The organism is Sutcliffiella halmapala (genome assembly GCF_002019665.1).
Classification (GTDB): Bacteria; Bacillota; Bacilli; order Bacillales; family Bacillaceae_I; genus Sutcliffiella_A; species Sutcliffiella_A halmapala.
Genome location: NZ_KV917375.1, coordinates 3,384,704 through 3,405,865 on the forward strand (window position 1 = coordinate 3,384,704; position 21,162 = coordinate 3,405,865).

23 protein-coding genes are annotated in these 21,162 nt (G+C 37.6%); 8 read left to right on the forward strand and 15 right to left on the reverse strand.

The genetic code is table 11. The features are described from left to right. Positions 1-37: 37 nt before the first annotated feature. Together BK580_RS16750 and BK580_RS23685 are read right to left on the reverse strand one after the other, a co-directional pair. Positions 38-775, reverse strand: a complete 738-nt coding sequence (locus tag BK580_RS16750; RefSeq protein ID WP_078381447.1) for an alpha/beta fold hydrolase — start codon at positions 773-775, stop codon at positions 38-40. 295 nt (positions 776-1,070) lie between these two features. Next, the gene (locus BK580_RS23685) at positions 1,071-1,211 is read right to left on the reverse strand and encodes a hypothetical protein (protein WP_169865073.1); all 141 of its coding nucleotides are present in this window, start codon (positions 1,209-1,211) and stop codon (positions 1,071-1,073) included. A gap of 273 nt (positions 1,212-1,484) precedes the next feature. Between BK580_RS23685 and BK580_RS16755 the strand changes: the two genes are divergently transcribed. Beyond that, the gene (locus tag BK580_RS16755) at positions 1,485-1,667 is read left to right on the forward strand and encodes a YjzD family protein (protein WP_078381448.1); all 183 of its coding nucleotides are present in this window, start codon (positions 1,485-1,487) and stop codon (positions 1,665-1,667) included. Positions 1,668-1,753: 86 nt separating this feature from the next. Here BK580_RS16755 and clpB read toward each other — a convergent pair whose 3' ends face one another. The 4 genes from clpB to BK580_RS16775 all read right to left on the reverse strand — a co-directional run bounded on the left by clpB (position 1,754) and on the right by BK580_RS16775 (position 5,929). Beyond that, positions 1,754-4,348: an ATP-dependent chaperone ClpB gene (clpB, locus tag BK580_RS16760; protein ID WP_078381449.1), complete on the reverse strand. Its 2,595-nt coding sequence runs from the start codon at positions 4,346-4,348 to the stop codon at positions 1,754-1,756. Positions 4,349-4,446: 98 nt separating this feature from the next. Further along, positions 4,447-4,626: a YjzC family protein gene (locus BK580_RS16765; protein WP_078381450.1), complete on the reverse strand. Its 180-nt coding sequence runs from the start codon at positions 4,624-4,626 to the stop codon at positions 4,447-4,449. Between the two features lie 173 nt (positions 4,627-4,799). Next, positions 4,800-5,111: a metal-sulfur cluster assembly factor gene (locus BK580_RS16770; protein WP_078381451.1), complete on the reverse strand. Its 312-nt coding sequence runs from the start codon at positions 5,109-5,111 to the stop codon at positions 4,800-4,802. A 26-nt stretch (positions 5,112-5,137) separates the two neighbouring features. Then, on the reverse strand, positions 5,138-5,929 hold the full coding sequence (locus BK580_RS16775; protein WP_078381452.1) for a prolyl oligopeptidase family serine peptidase: 792 nt from the start codon (positions 5,927-5,929) through the stop codon (positions 5,138-5,140). Positions 5,930-6,268: 339 nt separating this feature from the next. Here BK580_RS16775 and BK580_RS16780 point away from each other — a divergent pair, with 339 nt between their 5' ends. From BK580_RS16780 to BK580_RS16785, 3 genes are all read left to right on the forward strand, one after another. Then, complete coding sequence (locus tag BK580_RS16780; protein ID WP_078381453.1) at positions 6,269-7,075, forward strand: Cof-type HAD-IIB family hydrolase; 807 nt, start codon at positions 6,269-6,271, stop codon at positions 7,073-7,075. A gap of 94 nt (positions 7,076-7,169) precedes the next feature. Then, positions 7,170-7,322: a hypothetical protein gene (locus tag BK580_RS23690; protein WP_169865075.1), complete on the forward strand. Its 153-nt coding sequence runs from the start codon at positions 7,170-7,172 to the stop codon at positions 7,320-7,322. 3 nt (positions 7,323-7,325) lie between these two features. Then, positions 7,326-7,520 carry a DUF3813 domain-containing protein gene (locus BK580_RS16785; RefSeq protein ID WP_078381454.1) on the forward strand — a complete coding sequence of 65 codons (195 nt, stop codon included), beginning with the start codon at positions 7,326-7,328 and terminating at the stop codon, positions 7,518-7,520. Positions 7,521-7,564: 44 nt separating this feature from the next. Here BK580_RS16785 and BK580_RS16790 read toward each other — a convergent pair whose 3' ends face one another. Continuing rightward, positions 7,565-8,410, reverse strand: a complete 846-nt coding sequence (locus tag BK580_RS16790) for a YitT family protein (protein WP_211279042.1) — start codon at positions 8,408-8,410, stop codon at positions 7,565-7,567. 194 nt (positions 8,411-8,604) lie between these two features. On the opposite strand from BK580_RS16790, the gene BK580_RS16795 reads away from it, so the two are divergent. Further along, positions 8,605-9,471, forward strand: a complete 867-nt coding sequence (locus BK580_RS16795) for a DegV family protein (protein WP_078381455.1) — start codon at positions 8,605-8,607, stop codon at positions 9,469-9,471. A 68-nt stretch (positions 9,472-9,539) separates the two neighbouring features. After that, on the forward strand, positions 9,540-9,671 hold the full coding sequence (locus tag BK580_RS16800) for a DUF3941 domain-containing protein (protein WP_078381456.1): 132 nt from the start codon (positions 9,540-9,542) through the stop codon (positions 9,669-9,671). 117 nt (positions 9,672-9,788) lie between these two features. On the opposite strand, the gene BK580_RS16805 is transcribed toward BK580_RS16800, so the two are convergent. After that, positions 9,789-10,655 (reverse strand): CvfB family protein, encoded by an 867-nt coding sequence (locus BK580_RS16805; RefSeq protein ID WP_078381457.1) that lies wholly within the window; start codon positions 10,653-10,655, stop codon positions 9,789-9,791. Between the two features lie 334 nt (positions 10,656-10,989). On the opposite strand from BK580_RS16805, the gene BK580_RS16810 reads away from it, so the two are divergent. After that, the gene (locus BK580_RS16810) at positions 10,990-11,481 is read left to right on the forward strand and encodes a YajQ family cyclic di-GMP-binding protein (protein WP_078381458.1); all 492 of its coding nucleotides are present in this window, start codon (positions 10,990-10,992) and stop codon (positions 11,479-11,481) included. Positions 11,482-11,616: 135 nt separating this feature from the next. Here the strand turns inward: BK580_RS16810 and BK580_RS16815 are convergent, their stop codons facing one another. Then, a complete protein-coding gene (locus tag BK580_RS16815) occupies positions 11,617-12,129 on the reverse strand; it encodes a GNAT family N-acetyltransferase (RefSeq protein WP_078381459.1) in 513 nt (170 codons plus the stop codon). A gap of 95 nt (positions 12,130-12,224) precedes the next feature. On the opposite strand from BK580_RS16815, the gene BK580_RS16820 reads away from it, so the two are divergent. Continuing rightward, a complete protein-coding gene (locus tag BK580_RS16820; RefSeq protein WP_078381460.1) occupies positions 12,225-13,094 on the forward strand; it encodes an SDR family oxidoreductase in 870 nt (289 codons plus the stop codon). A 152-nt stretch (positions 13,095-13,246) separates the two neighbouring features. On the opposite strand, the gene BK580_RS16825 is transcribed toward BK580_RS16820, so the two are convergent. The 6 genes from BK580_RS16825 to dctP all read right to left on the reverse strand — a co-directional run bounded on the left by BK580_RS16825 (position 13,247) and on the right by dctP (position 21,095). Next, positions 13,247-14,275: a LacI family DNA-binding transcriptional regulator gene (locus BK580_RS16825; protein WP_078381461.1), complete on the reverse strand. Its 1,029-nt coding sequence runs from the start codon at positions 14,273-14,275 to the stop codon at positions 13,247-13,249. Between the two features lie 97 nt (positions 14,276-14,372). After that, positions 14,373-15,911, reverse strand: a complete 1,539-nt coding sequence (locus BK580_RS16830) for an alpha-amylase family glycosyl hydrolase (protein WP_078382809.1) — start codon at positions 15,909-15,911, stop codon at positions 14,373-14,375. 100 nt (positions 15,912-16,011) lie between these two features. Next, a complete protein-coding gene (locus BK580_RS16835; protein ID WP_078381462.1) occupies positions 16,012-16,854 on the reverse strand; it encodes a sugar ABC transporter permease in 843 nt (280 codons plus the stop codon). Next, the gene (locus BK580_RS16840) at positions 16,854-18,146 is read right to left on the reverse strand and encodes a sugar ABC transporter permease (RefSeq protein WP_078381463.1); all 1,293 of its coding nucleotides are present in this window, start codon (positions 18,144-18,146) and stop codon (positions 16,854-16,856) included. The genes BK580_RS16835 and BK580_RS16840 overlap by 1 nt, the downstream gene beginning before the upstream one ends. Before the next feature lie 82 nt (positions 18,147-18,228). Further along, entirely contained in the window at positions 18,229-19,518 is a 1,290-nt protein-coding gene (locus BK580_RS16845) for a sugar ABC transporter substrate-binding protein (RefSeq protein ID WP_078381464.1), read from the reverse strand. Positions 19,519-19,820: 302 nt separating this feature from the next. After that, positions 19,821-21,095, reverse strand: a complete 1,275-nt coding sequence (gene dctP, locus BK580_RS16850) for a C4-dicarboxylate transporter DctP (RefSeq protein WP_078381465.1) — start codon at positions 21,093-21,095, stop codon at positions 19,821-19,823. Between the last annotated feature and the right edge of the window lie 67 nt (positions 21,096-21,162).

Genomic DNA, 21,162 nt, shown 5'->3' on the forward strand with positions numbered 1-21,162 from the left:
ATAGTCCCTACCATTTATGTATCCAGATAGGGACTTCCTATAAATGCTGCTCATATTTTTTAAAGAATTGACAGATTGAATTTCCATAAGAGTATCTTTTTTCCATCAGGTGATACGTAACGGAGATAGGTATGTTATTTCTTTGTCTTAGTTCCTCGTACCTTTTACAATGTAAATTCGGATCAAATGTATTATTCGTTGTTGTTTGCCATATCTTCACGGGTAGAGGACTTTGAAATTGTCTAAGTGCCGGGAAATTCCGAAAGGTATCTAAGCTGTCTACCGATATACCATATGCCATCGCTAACTCTCTTTTTAATTTCTTGAAAAAGAATTTTCTATCTTTCTCATGTTCTATTTGCGCTTGTAAATCAATACAAGGATTAATTAAAGCAATTGATCGAATTTGTTCCTTCATGATTTCCGCTAATTGTAGTGCTGTTAGCGCCCCCATACCTTCTGCAAGTATATGGATTTTATCATTTAAAATTTCTTGCTTTTGGATAATATGATAAAACTGCCTTGCTTGCAATACTGACTTCTCGCTTCCCCAATGGATTCCAAACAAATTAGAATAGAAAACAGTATAGCCTGCTCTAACGATTTCCTCGATTATTCGATTTCTGCCAATGTGCTGGATCCATAAGCTGTTTTGTTCATCCACGAAATGATTAGTATCTCCTATAATTAACACACCGAATCCGTTAGGTTTTTCCGGCACATGCACCGCATTCCACTGTCCGCCCATTTGAAAAAAGCGTTTGTTACCATTCATTCTCCTCACCTAGCCTCCAGATTACATACTCGTATACTTCATGCTATGTAAATCAATCCTGCTCTGACAAAGGCAAAAGGCTGAAATTACAAGAAAAGCGAAGTCGGCTCGTTCAGCTCCGACAAGCATAAGAGGGTTTCTGATAGTGGTCATGCACTTAGACCGCTATCAGAAATCAGCTTATGACTCGAGGAGCTAGCCGACGCAGCTAGACACCAAGAAAAGCGAAGTCCGCTCGTTCAGCTCGACAAGCAACTGAAAATAAAAAGGAAAGGCAAACGCGATTACCTCTTCCTCAATTTGCCTCATATTGAAGCTCTTGTTTTAAACGATTCAATGTTTCGACTCCAAGTTCTGTCAAATTACTCTCTTCTTGCGCTAAGAGCATTTCTAACTCTCTGAATTCTAGCTCCCGTCTTTTTTCATCACTGTTCATAATAAAACAACCCCTTTTTCGGAAAGCTTTAATATTTTTACATTTATTATATGCTTCATTTGTGATAAAATATCCTCTGAATACAAAAGCGGAAGCACCTCGTTCAGACCTGAACCTTGAGCTGCGAAAATCTTCACCTTTCTGGTCTATTTTAACCGTAAGTTACGGGAAGCATAATCGTAGAAGTAACGGGCTAGGCGTTGAAGCTAGACGTAACAAAATATTATCCACTTTACGTTAACCTAATTTCAAAAGAATGGAGGGGAAGTCAAGATGCGTGCATTTTGGACTATTTTTTGGTCACTTCTTCTAATAAACATGGTATCTTATGTTGTTGCTAATATGCAGGGGGATACATACAACTACATTCTGTCTTCAGCTGTAGCTGTAGTCTTCGCTGTCTTAGTTATGTTAGTTGGGGAAGCGTTACCAAACGAACCTGTAGAAAAACACTAAGCGTTTAGATCTCTACCATTTAATTGTAAGGTGAAAAAGAACTTGCTCCTAATGTGGACAAGTTCTTTTTTTATTTTCTATAATTATTAATTAGTCGCTAATTCTAGTTTTCCTTCTTTTATATCAATAATAATTTCTTGAAAATCTTGGATGGTTCCTTTTATGATTTCTTTCGCAATTAATGTTTCGATGTGTTTCTGAATAAATCGCTTAAGAGGACGTGCGCCGTAAACAGGATCAAATGCACGATCTGTAATGTGTTTTTTTGCTTCTTCTGTTATTTTTAAGGTTAGATGCTTATCTTCTAGCCTTTTTTGTAATTCTTTTATTAGTTTGTCCACGATTAATCCAATATTGTTTTTAGATAACGGAGAGAATATCACAGTATCATCTATTCGATTTAATAGCTCTGGACGAAAATGCCCCTTTAATTGCTGCATTACTTTATCTTTAGTTTCCTCTGAAAGCTCCTCACCAGAATCTTCCAACAAATAGTGCGAACCAATATTGGAGGTCATAATAATTACAGTATTCTTGAAATCCACTGTTTTCCCTTGGGAGTCGGTAATTCTTCCATCATCTAGTAATTGCAATAAAATATTAAAGACATCAGGATGAGCCTTTTCAATTTCATCTAATAAGATAACGGAATATGGTTTTCTTCTCACTGCTTCTGTTAACTGACCACCTTCATCATAACCGACATATCCAGGAGGGGCTCCAATCAATCTAGAAACCGCATGCTTTTCCATATATTCAGACATATCTATACGAATAATGTGTTCTTCATTATCGAAAAGTGATTGTGCTAATGCTTTCGCTAACTCGGTTTTTCCTACCCCTGTAGGACCTAAGAAAATAAAAGAGCCAATCGGACGATTCGGATCCTTTATTCCTGCTCTTGCTCGAATGACTGCTTCTGACACAAGCTGCACGGCCTCTTCTTGCCCTACCACTCGTTCATGTAATATATCTTCTAACTTAAGAAGTTTCTCTCTTTCTCCTTCTACTAGCTTCGTTACAGGGATTCCCGTCCATTTTGCTACAATACCAGCAATTTCTTCCGCTGTTACTTCTTCTCGTAAAAGCCTGTGCGCCCCTTTTTCTTTCTTTGCTCGTTCCTCAAGTTGTGAAAGTTCTTTCTCCATGGCAGGTATTTTCCCGTGCCGTAACTCAGCCGCTTTGTTTAAGTCATAATTGCTTTCCGCGGTTTCTAGGTCTCTTTTTGCTTTTTCCAACTCTTCTCTTTGTTCTCTCACATGTTGAATAGCATCCTTCTCAAGCTGCCATTGCACCTTCATGCTAGACGATCGTTCTTTAAGATTTGCTAATTCTTGTTGCAATTGTTGTAATCGATCTAAGCTTGCTTGGTCTTTTTCCTTTTTTAATGCAGCTTCTTCAATTTCCAATTGCATAACTTTTCTCGTTACTTCATCTAATTCAGATGGCATCGAATCAATCTCAGTTCGAATCATCGCACAAGCTTCATCAACTAAGTCAATGGCTTTGTCAGGTAAAAACCTTTCTGAAATATACCGATCAGAAAGGACCGCTGCTGTTACTATCGCACGATCATGAATATTGACTCCATGATGAATTTCAAATCTTTCCTTTAATCCACGTAAAATGGAGATCGTGTCTTCGACGGTTGGTTCTTCAACAAGTACTTGTTGAAAACGACGTTCTAGCGCTGGGTCCTTTTCGATATATTTACGATGCTCATTTAAGGTAGTTGCACCGATACAATGCAATTCACCGCGAGCGAGCATTGGCTTTAACATATTACCAGCATCCATTGCGCCTTCAGTTTTTCCTGCGCCAACGATGGTATGAAGTTCATCGATAAATAGTAAGATTTGACCATCACTCTTTTTTATTTCATGTAAAACAGCCTTTAATCTTTCTTCAAATTCACCACGATATTTTGCACCTGCTATTAATGAGCTTAAATCTAAGGAGAATATTGTTTTATCCTTCAATCCATCTGGTACATCTTTTCTAACAATTCGTTGGGCTAAACCTTCGACAATTGCTGTCTTTCCCACTCCTGGCTCTCCAATTAGTACTGGATTGTTCTTCGTTTTCCTAGAAAGGATTCGAATAACTCTTCGGATTTCTTGGTCCCTCCCTATAACAGGATCAAGCTTCCCGGCTTTAACTTCCTCAATCAAATCTCTACCATACTTTTTTAGCGATTCATATGTATTTTCTGGTTCTTGTGATGTCACCCTTTGGCTCCCCCTTATCTCTAAAATTGCCTTTTTCAATTGGTTTTCAGATATTGAAAATGTACTTGTGAGTTCTTTCCATTGATAATTATGATGTTCCTGATTAAATAGAGCGAGTATCACATGTTCGATGGATAAATACTCATCCTTCCACTCTTTTTTCCATTCCTCAGCTTTTTGAAACACTTTATTTAAATGATTTCCCACATATACATTAGTAGTTGTCCCACTTATTTCTGGTTTAGTTTTCAGAAGACTAATTATTGCTTCCTGAAGATTATTTACATCCACATTTATTTTCTCTAAGATTCTTCTTCCTAAGCCATCTTCTTGCTGTAAAAGAACAAGGAAGAGATGCTCTGCTTCTATCTGTTGATGACCACGCTTTTCTGCTAGATCTTTCGCTTTGACAATTGCCTCTTGTAATTTGGTGGTCATGTTATTTATATCCATTTTAACACCCCGCACATTAAGTTTGACCTTTCCTGACCTTATATATTTATTATAATCCAAAAAACGTCATCCTATCAAGAAGGATGACGTTTTTCTCATTATGGCCTACGTTTCTTTGCCCACAAACGGTTATGGTTCGAAGTCTCCGGGAAGGTGTCGCCCGCTTTAAGATGCAATTTCTGTGGGTTTTTCACCATACTCCCTGTTTCTCCTATTTCCAAGTAAATACCGTTGTTAGGGGCTTTTTGTCCAGGTTTGAATTGTTGATTTTGGCCCATTCTATTCCCTCCTATAAAAAGCACATGTCTCATTCACTTCAGGTAGATGGGGTATCTGAGATTATTGTATCTCCATTCTATTTTTCCCAAAGTGTTATTTTTCATGTCACCATTTTATGTAGGAGAATGGATAGATGGTTTGATCCACTGCCACAACAAATTAATTAATGGAATTAATCTGTTACATTCAAAGCAATCTTTGCTAGTCTGGACATCCGTTCCTTACCCCATGGTGGATTAAACGTAATATTAACATCCACTCCATTTACTCCCTCGATTGGAGATAGCTTGTTCTTAACTTTTTCTACAATCTCTCCAGCAAGTGGGCAACCTATGGATGTTAAGGTCATCGTAATGATAGCTTGTTTGCTTTCATCCATATCCACATCATATACTAACCCTAAGTTGACAATGTCAACGCCTAGCTCTGGATCCTCAACCTCTTCTAATGCTTCCATAATTTTATCTTTCAATGCTTCCTCCATCTAAAATTCGCTCCTTCTCAATCCTTTTATGAGTTGCTTTTCACCGGGCTACTTAAATGAGTAGCAAACCAATCTACGGTTGCAAGTACACCTTCTCGAGTAACTTTATGCTCTGCACGATCATCTACAATTAGTTTTATATTTTCTGGTTTATTTTTATAATGACCCTTTATATTATTTATAAACTCTAAAACCGGTTCAATCGGAACTTCTTGATCCTGTGATCCGTGCCAACAAAATAGCGGCCTCTCGCTCATACACTCTATATCTGTTGAAAGATCATATTTAGCAAGTTGCTCCACATACTGTTCGATTTCTGATTCATTGAACGGTAAAACTAGACCCATTTCCGCCACTTTTTCTATTTTCCATTTTGCAAACTCTTGATAGCTTGGACTCCCCATTAAGCTAACGGCAGTCTTTATCCATGGGTATTTTTTTAGCGCACCAAATGTAATAATTCCACCCATTGAGGTTCCGGCCACACCTATAGAATCCTCTTCAGCTAGCTTTTCTTCAAGAAGGTGATTTTTCAGTAATTCTATTTCATAAATGGATTGTATGACAATATCCCAAAACGCTTGCATCATTTCATTTGAGCGTAATCCATTATCGCGCTCTCCATGATGAATGCAATCTGGTAAAATAACGCGAAAACCTTTTTCAGCTAGTAAGTATGCGTAATGCAAGTTATTTTCCTTCGCACTTTGAAAGCCATGTATAAATATAATGGTTGGTTTTGGTTCTGCAAACGATATTGCTTCACTTATATGTAAAAACGATATTGCTCCTGTATTGCCTTTGGTTACATTAATCAATTTTTTTCCCCCTTGGATTCACAATTAGCTTTTTTCTTACTGGATATACTGATAATGTTAGGTTATCTTTCGAACTTCCTGTTGATTTTCCGTGCCAGGCGTTCGCTTTCCGCGGGCGGTCCGGGAGCCTCCTCGGCCTGCGGGGTCTCCCCTGTCTCTTCCTCCCGCAGGAGTCTAACACCCTGCACTCCGATCAACAGGGGAGACGAGTTAAACATGAGCTTTAAGAAAGCCGTTTTTTTATTTCATCTATTGGTCCAGTTTAACATGTAGACAGGTAAAATTAAAAAAGGTTACACTTAGATGGAATGAGAAATATTTTAAAGGAGGCTGGTTGCATTGGAAAAGCATTTAATAGCAGTTGACCTCGATGGAACATTATTAACCGATGATAAGAAGATATCACGTCGAAACAAACTTGCACTACAAAAGGCTAGAGAATTAGGTCATGAAGTGGTTATCGCAACAGGGCGTCCTTATCGTGCTAGTGCCATGTACTATGATGAATTAGGTTTAACTACTCCAATTGTTAATTTCAATGGCGCATTTGTTCATTTTCCAGGCAATGATGCTTGGGGTGTCTATCATGAGCCTCTCGATTTAAAAACGGTAAAAGATATTCTTGAGGTAAGCGAGAAATACCAAATACATAATATTTTAGCGGAAGTGATTGATGATGTTTACTTTCATTTCCATGATGAAAAGTTATTAGATATTTTTGGTTTTGGTAACCCAAAGATTGAAACTGGTGATTTGCGCCAAGTTCTTCAGAAGGATCCAACATGTATCTTAATTCATGCAAATGAAGATGAAGTAACAAAAATCAGAAATTATTTAACCGACGTACATGCAGAAGTCATTGATCACCGTCGCTGGGCTGCTCCTTGGCACGTAATCGAAATCGTTCGTATCGGATTGAGTAAAGCAGTCGGTTTAAAACGAATTGCTGATTACTATAAAATTCCACCAAGTAATATCATTGCTTTTGGAGATGAAGATAATGATTACGAAATGATTGAATATGCAGGTACAGGAGTTGCAATGGGAAATGCAATTAACGGGTTAAAAGGAAAAGCGAAAGAAATAACCCTAACAAATGAAGAAGACGGGATTGCTGTCTTTTTAGAAGATTATTTCAAGTTATAATCCTGACCAAAATTTGCCCATTATATTTTTTCTTAATTGTCTCACACTATATAGTGGACGCTTGTTGTCCTATATGAAAAGGGGGGCTTTCATAATGGGTAGAAGCAGCAAATCCAAACGTTTTGTACAACAAGGTAAAAACTCTGTGCAGTTACATGATCAACAAATTCCTTATCATTTAACGATGGAACAAGCAGAAGAGCGGAAAGCCAAATCGGCTCAACAAAATTCGCTTGGAGGGTTTTAGATTATGGGCAATCAGCTTTTTCAATCCGCACGTGAGGCTGTCATGAATGCGGAAAAAGCCAACCAAAATTCTTCATCCGTACAAAATGCTATGAATGTTGCAAAAAACGCATTATCGTCCGCCTATTCAAACACTAATGAGGCTGAACAGCGCCAGCTTCGTGAACTACAAGAACGTTTGCAGAATTTAGAGGAATAAAAGAAAAATAGCATGGCGCCGTTTGTGGTGCCATGCTATTTTTTTCAATCCTTACGGAAAAAGCCGAAAATCCCTGTAGTCTGAACAATATTTGTAAATGCATTTGGATCTGCTTCTTTTATTATTCGTTCCAAATCATATAATTCATAACGAGTAATAACCATCATTAACATTTCTTTGTCCTCGCCTGTAAAAGCACCTTGAGCAGGAATCGAAGTGATCCCTCGCACCATTTTTCCGTGTATTGCTTCCTTTAATTCCTTGCCTTTTTTCGTTACAATCATCGCTGTTAGCTTTTCATGCCTAGTATGAATTGCATCAATCACTCGAGTGGAAGCATAGAGCGTAACAAGTGTATACAAGGCTTTTTCCCACCCAAACACTAAACCTGCTGTCACAATAATGACAGCATTTAGGGCAAAGAAATACGTTCCAACAGGCTTATCCTTCATTCGTGATAATATCATTGCAATAATATCTAAACCACCTGTAGATGCTCCCCATTTTAACGTTAACCCTACACCTACAGCAGCAATAACTCCACCGAATACTGCATTTAAGAGAATATCATCATTCACCTTATAAATCGGAACTATTTCTAAAAACACGGACATTAAAAAGACGCTTAAGAAACTATAAATAGTAAAAGACCTGCCAACCTTTTTCCACGCTAAGATAGTAACCGGAATATTTAATAAAAATAATGTAATACCAGTTGAAATTGTAAAGGGCAAATAGTCCTCAGAAATACGGAAAAATAACTGGGCGACCCCTGTAAATCCACTTGCATATACATCTGCAGGAATTAAAAAGAAATTCATTGCAATCGCATTTAATAATGCTCCAATTAATACAATTATTACTTTTTTACCATGTTGCTCTATCATCATAAAAAATCATTACCTCCTACCAACCTTCTGCCCTATTTTATGTATCTTTCCTTTTTTTACCCATTTCAAACGATAATCACAATTTCTTTTCTTGAAGAGTGGTCATTTAATAGGTAAACTAAAAAAAGGAGTAATTTTCCTAGATAGGAAACAAAAACTACCATGCTTGTTAGTATAATAAAGAAGGTGACAGAATGACAATAAAAATTATTGCAGATAGTGCATGTGACTTACCAAAAAGTTTTTTTGATCAGAATCATGTGGAGCTAATTCCACTTAAAGTACTATTTGGGGAAACAGAATATGAGGATATGGTAACCATCGATTCTAAAACGGTATATGATGCAATGCGAGAAGGTCAAGTAGTCAAAACTTCGCAAGCATCCCCCAACTATATGAAAGAGCTTTTCACAGAGATTGCCAAAAAAGAGGAAACAGCAATTTATATTGCCTTCTCCTCTGAATTATCAGGAACTTATCAAACTGCAGTACTTATGCAGAATGAGGTATTGGAAGAATTCCCTACGCTTAACTTAACCATTATTGATTCTAAATGTGCTTCATTAGGCTTAGGACTGGTAGTAAAGCATGCAGCAGAACTCGCAGAAAATGGCGCATCCAAAGAAGAATTATTAGAAGCAATCTCCTATGATTGTGCACATGTAGAGCATGTTTTCACCGTGGATAATTTAGACTACTTAGCTAGAGGAGGTCGTGTTAGCAAAGCTTCTGCATTCGTGGGAGGTCTCTTAAATATTAAGCCCTTGTTACATATGGAAGACGGTAAGCTTATCCCTTTAGAAAAAATTCGTGGTCGCAAAAAGGTTTTACGACGCATGCTAGAAGTAATGAAGGAACGAAATGGTTTCTCTACTGTCAATCAACGAGTAGGGATAAGTCATGGTGATGACGATGTAACCGCTATTGCCCTCCAAGAATTAATTCAAGAAGAATCAATATCTATTAGCAATTTTACGATTCATACCATCGGTTCTGCTGTCGGAGCTCATGCTGGTCCAGGAACCATCGCACTTTTCTTTCTTAACCAAAACAAAGCTTAACTTCCTGACACATAGAAAATTCGTACTTGGATATCCTATTCCTATCTACTGTTGAAAGGGGTAGGACTATGCCACATACTAGTGATAACGATAAAAAAGCCCAAGACAATAATGCAAAACGGCATGAAAAAAACATGGAGCGCGAAAAAAGCCGGCAAAAAGGCAAGCGCCAATATTCTAAAAAAACCGATCATATTTAACTAAAAAACAAACGCCTGGAACGAACATTAACCAGGCTAGCTAATCTAACAAAAAGTGCCAAGCAAATTTGCCTGGCACTTTTTGTTTAAATAAAATTGTTGGCGAAAAAGAAATCCTTACTCAGCTTCATTCTCATTCTTCTTAAAAGTCCACCCATCCTTTTGAGTGACAATCCCCTCTTTTAAAAGCTTCCCTAGTGCACGTTTAAAAGCAGCTTTACTTATTAGGAACTGCTCCTTAATATCTTCAGGCGAACTTTTATCGCTATATGGCATTGTTCCCCCACGCAATTCTAAGTAATCTAAAATTGCTTGAGAATCGTCATCCATTGCATCCTGTTTCCTTGGTAGTAAGGATACGTTTATAGTGCCATCATCCTTCACATCAATAATTCTACCCTCCACGATTTGGCCTAATCTTGGCTCTACTTTTCGCTCAGAGTTATGAATGAACCCAACATACCCTTCATTCGTCACCATATAGCTTCCTACTTTTAAAACTCGATAAATGGTGCCTTGAATGTTTTGGTTTAAAATTGTAGTAGGTGCTTGGATAGAGCGATCTAGCATAACATCCTGTGATGCAAGTTTACCGATCAATTTACCACGACGATCTGTTTTTACGCGACACAATAATAAATCTCCTACTTGTGGCCAAACATTTTGGTGAAGCGGCAGATCTTCTTCTGGGATTAAAGCATCCTTTGCAATTCCAATATTGATAAATACTCCAAGTCCTTGCAATACCTCTACTACTTCTACCCATTCATGTCCATCTAACCCTTTAGGTACTGTCATCGTTGCTGTAACACGGCTTTTATTATCCGAATACAGAAAAACTTCAACCGATTCATCTTGCTGTAATTCTCTTGTCGCTTCATTTTTGTGAAGCAGAATTGTTTCTTCGCCATCTGTAAGCATATAACCAAGTGGCGTTTCTCTGTCCACTGTTAATTCCAACACTATTCCTGTTTCCATACTCATCTATACCATTCCTTTTCATTCATTTATATACATTAGATTTTTTAAATAGATTGTTGTGTTTCGTTCACCGTTTCTTCTTTAAAGACTCTGTTAAAACACCGCTGTACTTTAACAGAAATTCTTTATAAAGGTTTCCTTTTCGAAAAGACCCATGATAAAAAGTTTAGTGATAGCAAAAAAGTAACAACGTTTTTTGAAAAAGCCTTATGTAAAGTTTACCTAACTTTCATTAAGTTGTCCAAACTGCTATATTCTACTATAATTAAGGACAGAAAGCGATGTTTTTATTCCATTGCCTTTTTGAAATATATTAAACCTTAATGGAGGGATCCCCTTGGCTAAAGAAAGCTCCTTTGATATTGTATCAAAAGTAGACTTATCCGAAGTAACAAACGCAATTAATATTGCCTTAAAAGAAATTCAAAACCGCTTTGATTTTAAAGGCTCTGTAAGTGATATTAAGCTAGAAAAAGAAGAACTTGTCCTTCTCTCTGATAGTGAATTCAAGCTTGATCAAGTAAAAGATGTCCTAGTCAGCAAAATGATCAAAAGAAACGTACCAACCAAAAACATTCAATATGGAAAAATTGAGGATGCTTCTAAAGGAGCGGTCCGTCAACGTGGCACTCTTGTACAAGGCATCGACAAAGAAAACACAAAAAAAATCAACACCATTATCAAGAACTCTGGACTAAAGGTCAAAACACAAATTCAAGATGACCAAGTTCGTGTTACTGGTAAAAATCGTGATGACCTTCAACAAGTAATGGCAGCCTTAAGAGCGGCAGATTTAGACATTGACCTTCAGTTTACTAACTATCGATAAGAAAAACTGAAACTAGAACTAATCCCTGCATAGTAAAAGTATGCAAATCTTACTTAGTAAGAAGAACTACATAGTGCCAGGTCCATTTAGTTTGGCTCCTGGCACCTAATTTTTCAAGCATTCGGTTTTTCTTCTTTATTTCACAAACTGCCCCATTACATATTCGTCTGCGTAAGTCCCATCTTCAAACTTCGCATGCTTCTCTTTTTTCCCTTCCATATTGAACCCGAGCTTTTTGTATAAATGAATCCCTCGGTCATTGTGAGAAAAAACTTCTAAACTTACCTTTTCAATTTGTGGATCTTGAGTTGCCCAGTCAAGTAATATTTGTATCATCCTCTTGCCAAGACCATTATTGCAATAAGCCTCTTGAATACTTATTCCGAAATGGCAGATATGCTCGACTCTTTTTCTAGATCCTCTTCTAGCATTGAGCATTCCAACAATATGGTGATCTTGTTCCGCTACAAGCACTAAGTTGTTTTTTTCTTTATTATCCTCGATCCAGGCAATCTCTTCTTCTACGGTGATTGTATATTCTTCAGGTGCAGTAAGCAGATTTCTACTTTCAGAAAAAGCTATTTTGCAATGCTCAATAATTTTTGCAGCGTCATCTTTTGTAGCCTCGCGAACAATAACGGTAGACATCTTCTCCCTCATTTCCTAAAAAAGTAATCTATCTATAGTTAGGATAAATTATAAGCTTTTTTCCAATAATACGAAAGATTAATGGAGGTGTTTTTATGACAAATCAACAACAGCAACAACAAACTTTGCCTGCTCAGCACCAAAATCAGCAGCCTGGCATAGAAAGTCAAATGAATCCCAAACCTAAATCGGAGGACCCTCAGTACAAGGGGAGTGGAAAGCTCAAAGATAAGGTTGCCATAATTACAGGTGGTGATAGCGGAATTGGAAGAGCCGTTGCTATCCTCTTCGCAAAAGAAGGCGCAGATGTGGTAGTTACTTATTTAAATGAACATACAGATGCGAATGAAACGAAAAAGCAAGTAGAAGAAGAAGGTCGTAAGTGTCACTTAATCGCTGGAGATATTGGACAAGAGTCTGTATGTAAAAAGATAATAGAGGAATGTATGTCGACATTTAATAAATTAGATATCCTTGTTAACAACGCAGCAGAACAGCATCCACAAGCTAGCATTGAGGATATTACAGCAGAGCAACTCGAAAAAACATTTCGCACCAATATCTTCTCATTTTTCTATTTGACAAAAGCAGCGCTTCCTTTCTTAGCTAGTGGTAGTTCTATTATCAATACTGCTTCTATTACAGCTTACGCGGGAAATGAAACTTTACTGGACTACTCTGCGACAAAAGGAGCAATCGTTACTTTTACCCGTTCTCTTTCTATGCAATTAGTTAGCAAAGGGATTCGCGTAAATGGCGTTGCCCCTGGCCCAATCTGGACACCACTAATCCCTTCTACCTTCTCAAGTGAAAAGGTTGCAAGTTTTGGGGCTAATACGCCAATGAAGCGACCAGGACAACCCGAAGAAGTCGCCCCTAGCTATGTTTTCTTGGCAAGTGATGACTCATCTTATATGAGCGGACAAATGCTACATATAAATGGCGGTACTATCGTGAATGGGTAAGGTTCACAATTGATTGGATGAAAATACAAAAAGCCCTTAACTTTGTGAAGTATTGGAAACTACGAGTTGAGGTGCTTTTTGGGTGGACATCCTTTGTCCAATAACCCTCCATAACTCAAAAAGCCAGCCATGACGGCTAGCTTTCCTTTATGTTAGTCACCTTTAAATTCTTTACATGTTTGACGTATTACCATATTATGAGGGATCGTTATACGTTTTGTTGGCTCTGAAGGATCTTTTACCATTTGAATTAATGTCTTTGCCGCCTGGAAACCTAGCTTAAAAATATTAATGTCCACAGATGTAAGAGGCGGTCTTGCTACTTCAGCTAATAAAACGTTATTAAAGCTGACAATCGACATTTGATCCGGGACTAATATTCCCATATCATGCAAAGTATTTAAAATACCTAATGCCATTAAATCGTCTGCTACCACAAGTGCGGTTGGTGGTTCGTCAAGTGATAATAGCTCTGAAATTGCCCCTTGACCGCCTTCTTTTAGGAACTCCTCCTGAATGATATATTCATCTTTGTAAGGAATTGCTGCATTTCTTAATGCCTTTTCATACCCTAATAAACGATCAATTGTAACAACTAGATGGATACTCCCCCCAACAAAAGCTACCCGTTTATGCCCTAGTTCAATTAGGTGTTCGGTTGCCTCTCTTGCCGCACGATAGTTGTCATTATCAACATGAGTGATTTCTTCCACTTGTTCAAATGGTTTGCCGATTAGCACAAATGGAAAATTCTCCTTTTGTAAATACTTGATTATCTTGTCTTCTACAGCGGAATAAAGAAGGATAACTCCATCAACACGACGTCCCTGTACCATCTGCATGACACCTTCGTAAATTTCATCTTCCGTTTCTCCAGTAGACATTTGCAGCGCGTATTGCTTTTCATGAGCTGCTGTACTTATTCCCCTTAACACCTCTGGAAAAAATGGATTTTGAAATGTTTTATCTGCAGAAGCCGGCATGACAAGCCCAATAACCTGAGTCGATTGGTTTGCCAAACTTCGAGCGATAAAATTCGGGTGATACCCTAACTCTTCCATTGCTTCTCTCACGCGTTTTTTGGTTTTTTCACTTATGCGTGGACTGTTTGCTATCACACGAGAAACTGTGGAAGGTGCAACATTGGCGATCTTTGCAACATCTTTAATCGTAACTGCCATGCACCTTTCCTCCCCTTTAATTATAAAACTTTTTTGTAAACGGATACATATTCATCGTGAGGCATATCCTCAAAAAGAGAATAAGCTCACCAATTAATTAATCGTTATGCTTCTTTCTTCGTACTACTGCAGCCACGATAAACGCTACAAATCCACCATAAATAAGCACCATTGCCCCTACAAAAGGAACATTTATACCAGAGTCTTCTTTTACTGTGTAAATTTCAGCCGACTCTCGGTCTAGCCCTATCATATAGTGTCCGTCTGAGTTTCGTACTAACTCATCACTTAAAGTTCCGCGCAATTCTAGGTCATCCCCGAGAAGCTCCATTTCAATAGGTGCTACTTGAGTTCCGGTAGTATTATTAATGGCGATTATCGTTGTTTCCTCTTCATATTCACGTTTAATAATCGCCATGCCACCTTCTTCATACAGCATTTCGATTGTACCATGTGTTAAACTAGGCATATTTTTTCGCAGCTCAGCAAGCTTTGAAATATAGTCGATAATTTCTTTATCTGCTCGAAAATTCATATCTCGACGGTTGTCAGGATCCGCTCCGCCATCAAGGGCAATCTCCGTTCCATAATAAATGATTGGAATCCCCGGGGTTGTATACATATAAGCCAACGCAAGCTTTAATCTTGCTGGTGGATATTGCTTCTTTTTTATAGCGGCTCTTGTAAAACGTTCCACATCATGATTATCAAGGAATGTTCCTAGCACATATGGATTATCGTAAAAATTTTGATTGTGTGCCCATACTGTATCCAAGCGACTTAATGATTGATTAGGCGCTGAGAACACACGTGTTAATTCGTTGTATAGTGGAAAATCAACGAATGAATCGATTCCTGTTTCCTGATAACCTGCCACATAACGTGGGTCATCATTCCATACCTCTCCAATTAAAAAGAAGTCTTCCTTCACCGTCTTCATTTCCTGTGAAAACTCCGTCCAAAAGTCTTTTGGAACATGTTTTACTGTATCTAGTCGATACCCATCAATATTCGTTTCCTCAATCCACCATTTCGCCATATCTAAGAGATAGCTTCGAACCTCAGGGTTTTCCTGGTTTAAATCAGGCAACCCAAAAATCCAGCCATTTTCCACTTGTTCTTGGTCATTCCAATCTCTAATATCTTTGTTTGGATGAAACCAATCTTCTTTATCTTTTTCTTCTAACCAAGCATGTTGATAGCCCGTATGATTCACTACTAAATCGACGATTATTTTCATATCGCGTTTATGTGCCTCTTCTACAAGTTCTTTAAATTCTTCAAGCGTACCAAAATGCTCTTCCACATTGTAGAAATCTTCAGTCCAATAGCCATGATAACCTTTTTCTTCATTTTGAACGATTGGGGTTAACCATAATGCAGTAAATCCCATGTCTTTAATGTAATCTAGCTTATCGATTATTCCACGAAAATCTCCCCCGTGGTAGGCTTTGGGATCATCACGATCTACATCATAATCATTTGATGTGTCACCATTGTTGAAACGGTCAATCATTATAAAATATATAATCTCATCTTGCCATGCGTGTTCTTCTTTTTCAGCTTTTACAGGTTGGACAAACCAGGCAGAAAAAAGAAGAAACGGAACGAGAATGAGCCCCATCACTCTTTTCATCAATTCCGCTTCCCTCCCTTAAATCGTTTTAGTATTTTTAGCTATGCGTTCCTTCTATATAAGAGAACTTTTGCTTTCCATAAACGATTATATACTATTATTATCCTTTTGTACCACCGGCAGTTAATCCAGCAATAAGATAACGTTGAAGGAATAAGAACATTAACGCTATCGGGATCGCAATTAAGATAGAACCAGCAGCAAATCTAGTAAAGTTATTTGCAAATTGGTCGTTGATGAAGTTAAACAAGCCAAGTGCAAGTGTGAATTTTTCAGGATCCCTCAAAATAATTCGTGGTAAGAGGAAGTCCGTGAATGGCGCCATGAAATTGAATAGTGCAACTACCGCTAAAATTGGCTTTGCAAGCGGAAGCATAATTCTAAAGAATACGCCAAAGTGACCAGCACCATCCATTCGTGCAGCTTCATCTAGCTCTTTTGGAATCGTATCAAAATATCCCTTTACAAGCCATGCATTAAATGGAATTTGTCCTCCAATATAAACTAATGTCAGTCCTACTAATGAATCATCAAGACCAATCATATTTAAAAGAATGTAGATTGCAACCATCGCCATTAAGGCTGGGAACATTTGCAATAATAAAAATGCGTACAATCCATATGTTCTTCCTCGGAAACGGTATCTCGAGAAAGCATACGCGACAAATGATGTTACCACTACAGAGAAGAAAGAATTTGCTACTGCTACCATTACACTGTTTTTATACCAGAGCAAATAGTCACTTTGTGGTGATGTAAACAACCATTTGTAATGAACAAGAGACCAGTTCTCAGGAATCATCGAAGCTGAATACAGACTTGTACCTGGATTTAACGATAATCCAATTGTCCATAACAACGGATAGGCAATAATGATGAACATGAACCCGATGAATAAGTAGATTAAGGATACCTCAATCTTAGATTTTGTGTTTGTGTTCATTAAATATTACCCTCCTCTTTAAACGAACGAGTGCGACGGAACTGGAAGAAGGCAAACCCTGCAACAATTAGTCCTAGTAAAATAGAGATTGCTGCTGCCATATTATAGTTGTTCGTCTCGAACGTTAATTTATAAACCCAGGAGATTAGAATGTCTGAGCCACCGGCATTTTGCCCGCGAACTGCTGGTCCACCTTGGTTAAATAAATAAATGATAGTAAAGTTATTAAAGTTTCCTGCATACTGCATAATCATTAATGGAGCAGTAGCGAATAAAATGTGCGGCAATGTGATAAAGCGGAATTTTTGAAAACGAGTTCCTCCATCAACATCTGCTGCCTCATACCAGTCTTTCGAGATACTTTGTAGAACTCCAGTTAATAATGCAAATACAAATGGGAATCCTAACCAAGTTTGAATCATGATTATTGCGATTTTTGTATAAAAAGGATCGGTCAACCATGGAAGTGCCATGTTTATCGTGCTTAAGATGTCACGGTTAATTGCACCAAAACGATCATTAAACATTGCTGCAAAAATTAAGATGGTAACAAAAGCAGGCACTGCCCAAGGTAAAATTAACATCGTACGAATAAAGCGTTTATATTTAACACGGGGGTCGTTAACAATTAACGCTAAAAATAGTCCTAGTGCGATTTGTAATGTTGTTGCAACTACGGTCCAAACTATTGTCCAGGAAAAAACACTTAAAAAGGTTGATTTCCAAAGTGGAATCGATACCAGATTGGTAAAATTCTCAAATCCTACCCAGCTTAAGAGATTTCTTGGTGGTGAGTTGTATAGATTATAATCAGTAAAAGCTAAAGAAACCATGAAGATTAGTGGTAATACTACGATAAAAATCAACATGATTAGGCCTGGAATAACCATAAAATATGGGAATCCTGTATCGTAGAAATTCTTTAAAGCTTCCCTAACGGAAGGTTTCGTTTTTCCAATCGTAATATCGATAGCATTATTTCGAGCATCCACTACATTTAAATAATAGAGTGCTACAGCAAAAACAGTAATGATAATGGAAATTAATCCCTGAATTAATAAAAAGATAGAGTGGTCAACTCTAGGTATTTCACCTAGTGTGAAGATTCCCCAGTACCCAATATTTAAGAAGTTCCAAAAAGTAATTAAAAATGCAGCTTCAATGATGATGAATGTAATACCTTTCGCATATCTGCGGTTATATAATTGCCCTAACCCTGCAAAAACTATGGAAAGGATCATCGCTAAGGTTGGGTTATGATTCCGCATTTTAGGTGTTGCTGTATCAGACATAGCAGATCCTCCTTGTTAAAGAATAAGGGTGGATAGACAAGCTTTAAAGCTTCATCTATCCACCAACTCTAAATGCTTTTAATTATTGAGCTCCACTTGCGGTTATATTATCCTCTATTTGCTGAACAGCTTCAGATAATACTTCTCCAACATCATCACCATTTGCGATAAATTGAAGTGCACTTCCCATTGGATCCCAAACTTGTTGCATTTGTGGAATGTTAGGCATTGGCTCACCATATTGAGTTTGCTCTGCGAAAGCACCGATTAGTTCATCGTTAGCAATTTCTTCGCTATCAAGTGCTTCTTGTAACGCAGGCATTTCTCCAGCAGCTGCATAATATTTCATCGCATTTTCATACTTTGTTGTGAACTTCATTAAATCAATAGCCCACTCTTGATTTTCAGAATAAGAGCTTAACATCCAAGTTTTTACACCTACGAAAGATTTAGGAACATCACCATTATCTAGCTTAGGTAAAATAGCAGTACCTAATTTATCTCCTAAAGCTTCTTTATAAGTTGGAATATTCCAAGGACCTGTAATAACTGACGCAACTTTTCCATCTGTGAATAATCCATTCATGATATCACCGTTGATTTCTTTCGGAACGTAACCATTAGAGAACCATGATTGTACTAATTTTCCACCTTCAACTGCGCCTTCATTTGCTAATCCAATATCCTTAGCATCGAAGCCAGAACCATCATTATTGAACACATATCCACCATTTCCAGCGAAGAAAGGATAGATGAAATAGAAGTTTGTTGCTTCCATTAAGAAACCATATTTATCTTGAGCTTGATCTGTATTCTCTTCCGCTACTTTCATAAGACCTTCCATAGTCGCTACTTCTTCAGCAGAAACTAGATCTTTATTATAGAATAAACCATAAGTCTCAATAACATGTGGTACTCCATATAATTCTCCATCTACTGTAACTGCATCAATAGCAGTTTGGCTATAAAGTTCAGCATCTTCACCTAAATCGATAGGATCTGCTAGTCCTTGAAGAACGATATCACCGATACGATCATGTGGTTGGAAGAAAAGATCCGGACCTTTTCCAGCAGGAGCATCAAGCGCTAAAGCTGTGATTTGGTCTAACATAGAAATTCCATTGGCTTCTACTTTAATTCCTGTTTCTTCTGTATAAGCAGCAAATATCTCTTCTAAAGCTGCTTTTTGTTCTTCTTGATCATTTACCCAAACTGTTAGCTTTTCTGGTTTCTCTACACCTTCAGTTGTGGTACCTTCACCCTCAGCTTCATTTTTTCCACCTGCATTGTTTGTTTCACGTTGTGGACCACAAGCAGCTAATACGCCTAAAGTTAAGACTGCAATCATTAACATTACTAGGAACTTTTTCATTTTGACCCCTCCGTCATGTAAGTATATCTTTTTACTAGATTGTACAAACGGTTGCACTTTCATGTAAGCGAAATCATATAGCGCTTACATTTACAGTGAAAACGATTGCACAACTTTCATTTTTATTATACATGTATTCGCCCAATTGACAAACAGTTTTTTTAAAAATATTAAATAAATAGTTTATAACCTTATCAAAATCGTAGATTCCAAGCGCTTTTATTAAGGTAAATAGTCTAGAAAAATATTTTCAGAAAGAAAACACGATGGGTACGCTCTCCCATCGTGTTTTCTGCAATTTATTATGCACTTTCCTTCAATACATTCATTTCTGCGATTGCATTAGTGCTTTTTGTTTCATCAAATTCATTTTCAGCCTTTGCTACAACAATTGTAGCAATTCCGTTTCCAATTAGGTTGACGATTGCGCGCCCTTCACTCATGAAGCGGTCAACACCGAGTAGCAATGCCAAACCTTCAAGTGGAATAACTTGCAAGGCTGCTAAGGTGGAGGCAAGAACGATAAATCCACTTCCCGTAACACCTGCCGCTCCTTTAGACGTTAGCATTAATACAAGAATAATCGTAATTTGTTGTCCGATTGACAAATCTATTCCAAAAACCTGCGCTAGGAACACGACAGCCATCGATAGATAAATAGACGTGCCATCCAGATTGAAGGAATAGCCGGTCGGGATAACAAGACCGACAACAGATTTAGAACACCCATAGCGTTCCATTTTATTCATCATTCTAGGAAGAACAGATTCTGAAGAGCTTGTTCCTAGTACAATTAAAATCTCATCCTTAATGAACTTCAAATAGTTCCAGAGACTAAAACCATACATTTTACATATTAAATTCAGTACGACAAAGATGAATAAGAACATGGTTACATATACAGCTATCATCAGCTTTCCAAGCGGAACTAGTGATGCTAATCCGAAATGTCCAATCGTATAGGCCATTGCTCCAAAAGCACCTAGTGGAGCAGCTTTCATTATATACCCGATGATTTTAAAGAATACATGTGAAAGCTTGTCTAGGAAATCAATAATTGTCTTCCCTTTGTCACCAAGTGCTGCAAGGGCTACACCAAATAAAATAGAAAAGAATAAAACTTGTAAAATATCTCCCTTTGCAAAAGCATCCACCATGTTAGAAGGTACTATATGAGTGACAAATTCAATCCAATTGAGACTTTGTCCACCATCTTGTGTATATTGTGATACATCCCCTTTTTCTAATTCATTAAAATTTAGGCCAGCGCCTGGTTTCATAAGATTAACGACAACTAGACCAATCACAAGCGCTAATGTAGTAACTACCTCAAAATAGATAAAAGCCTTTCCTCCAACTTTCCCTACCTTCTTCATATCTCCCATTTTTGCGATACCAAGAACGATGGTTAAGAAAATAATAGGTGCAATTACCATTTTTACTGCATTAATAAAGGTATCTCCTACTGGCTTCATTTCTTTACCAATATCCGGCCAAATGAGTCCGACCATTACCCCGATGAAAATCGCCGTTAAAACTTGAACTGTTAAGTTTTTAAAGACTCTTAGTTTTTTCACCCATCTCATCTCCTTTGTCTGACTATTCTATCTTAATAGAATGATAGCGTTTTCAAAGTAGAGTGAG

Coding starts and splice junctions, on each gene's coding strand:
- BK580_RS16750 (WP_078381447.1), bottom strand. CDS start 775: ATGAATGGTAACAAACGCTTTTTTCAAATGGGCGGACAGTGGAATGCG.
- BK580_RS23685 (WP_169865073.1), bottom strand. CDS start 1,211: ATGAACAGTGATGAAAAAAGACGGGAGCTAGAATTCAGAGAGTTAGAA.
- BK580_RS16755 (WP_078381448.1), top strand. CDS start 1,485: ATGCGTGCATTTTGGACTATTTTTTGGTCACTTCTTCTAATAAACATG.
- clpB (WP_078381449.1), bottom strand. CDS start 4,348: ATGGATATAAATAACATGACCACCAAATTACAAGAGGCAATTGTCAAA.
- BK580_RS16765 (WP_078381450.1), bottom strand. CDS start 4,626: ATGGGCCAAAATCAACAATTCAAACCTGGACAAAAAGCCCCTAACAAC.
- BK580_RS16770 (WP_078381451.1), bottom strand. CDS start 5,111: ATGGAGGAAGCATTGAAAGATAAAATTATGGAAGCATTAGAAGAGGTT.
- BK580_RS23690 (WP_169865075.1), top strand. CDS start 7,170: ATGGGTAGAAGCAGCAAATCCAAACGTTTTGTACAACAAGGTAAAAAC.
- BK580_RS16785 (WP_078381454.1), top strand. CDS start 7,326: ATGGGCAATCAGCTTTTTCAATCCGCACGTGAGGCTGTCATGAATGCG.
- BK580_RS16790 (WP_211279042.1), bottom strand. CDS start 8,410: ATGATGATAGAGCAACATGGTAAAAAAGTAATAATTGTATTAATTGGA.
- BK580_RS16795 (WP_078381455.1), top strand. CDS start 8,605: ATGACAATAAAAATTATTGCAGATAGTGCATGTGACTTACCAAAAAGT.
- BK580_RS16800 (WP_078381456.1), top strand. CDS start 9,540: ATGCCACATACTAGTGATAACGATAAAAAAGCCCAAGACAATAATGCA.
- BK580_RS16805 (WP_078381457.1), bottom strand. CDS start 10,655: ATGAGTATGGAAACAGGAATAGTGTTGGAATTAACAGTGGACAGAGAA.
- BK580_RS16815 (WP_078381459.1), bottom strand. CDS start 12,129: ATGTCTACCGTTATTGTTCGCGAGGCTACAAAAGATGACGCTGCAAAA.
- BK580_RS16820 (WP_078381460.1), top strand. CDS start 12,225: ATGACAAATCAACAACAGCAACAACAAACTTTGCCTGCTCAGCACCAA.
- BK580_RS16825 (WP_078381461.1), bottom strand. CDS start 14,275: ATGGCAGTTACGATTAAAGATGTTGCAAAGATCGCCAATGTTGCACCT.
- BK580_RS16830 (WP_078382809.1), bottom strand. CDS start 15,911: ATGAAAAGAGTGATGGGGCTCATTCTCGTTCCGTTTCTTCTTTTTTCT.
- BK580_RS16835 (WP_078381462.1), bottom strand. CDS start 16,854: ATGAACACAAACACAAAATCTAAGATTGAGGTATCCTTAATCTACTTA.
- BK580_RS16840 (WP_078381463.1), bottom strand. CDS start 18,146: ATGTCTGATACAGCAACACCTAAAATGCGGAATCATAACCCAACCTTA.
- BK580_RS16845 (WP_078381464.1), bottom strand. CDS start 19,518: ATGAAAAAGTTCCTAGTAATGTTAATGATTGCAGTCTTAACTTTAGGC.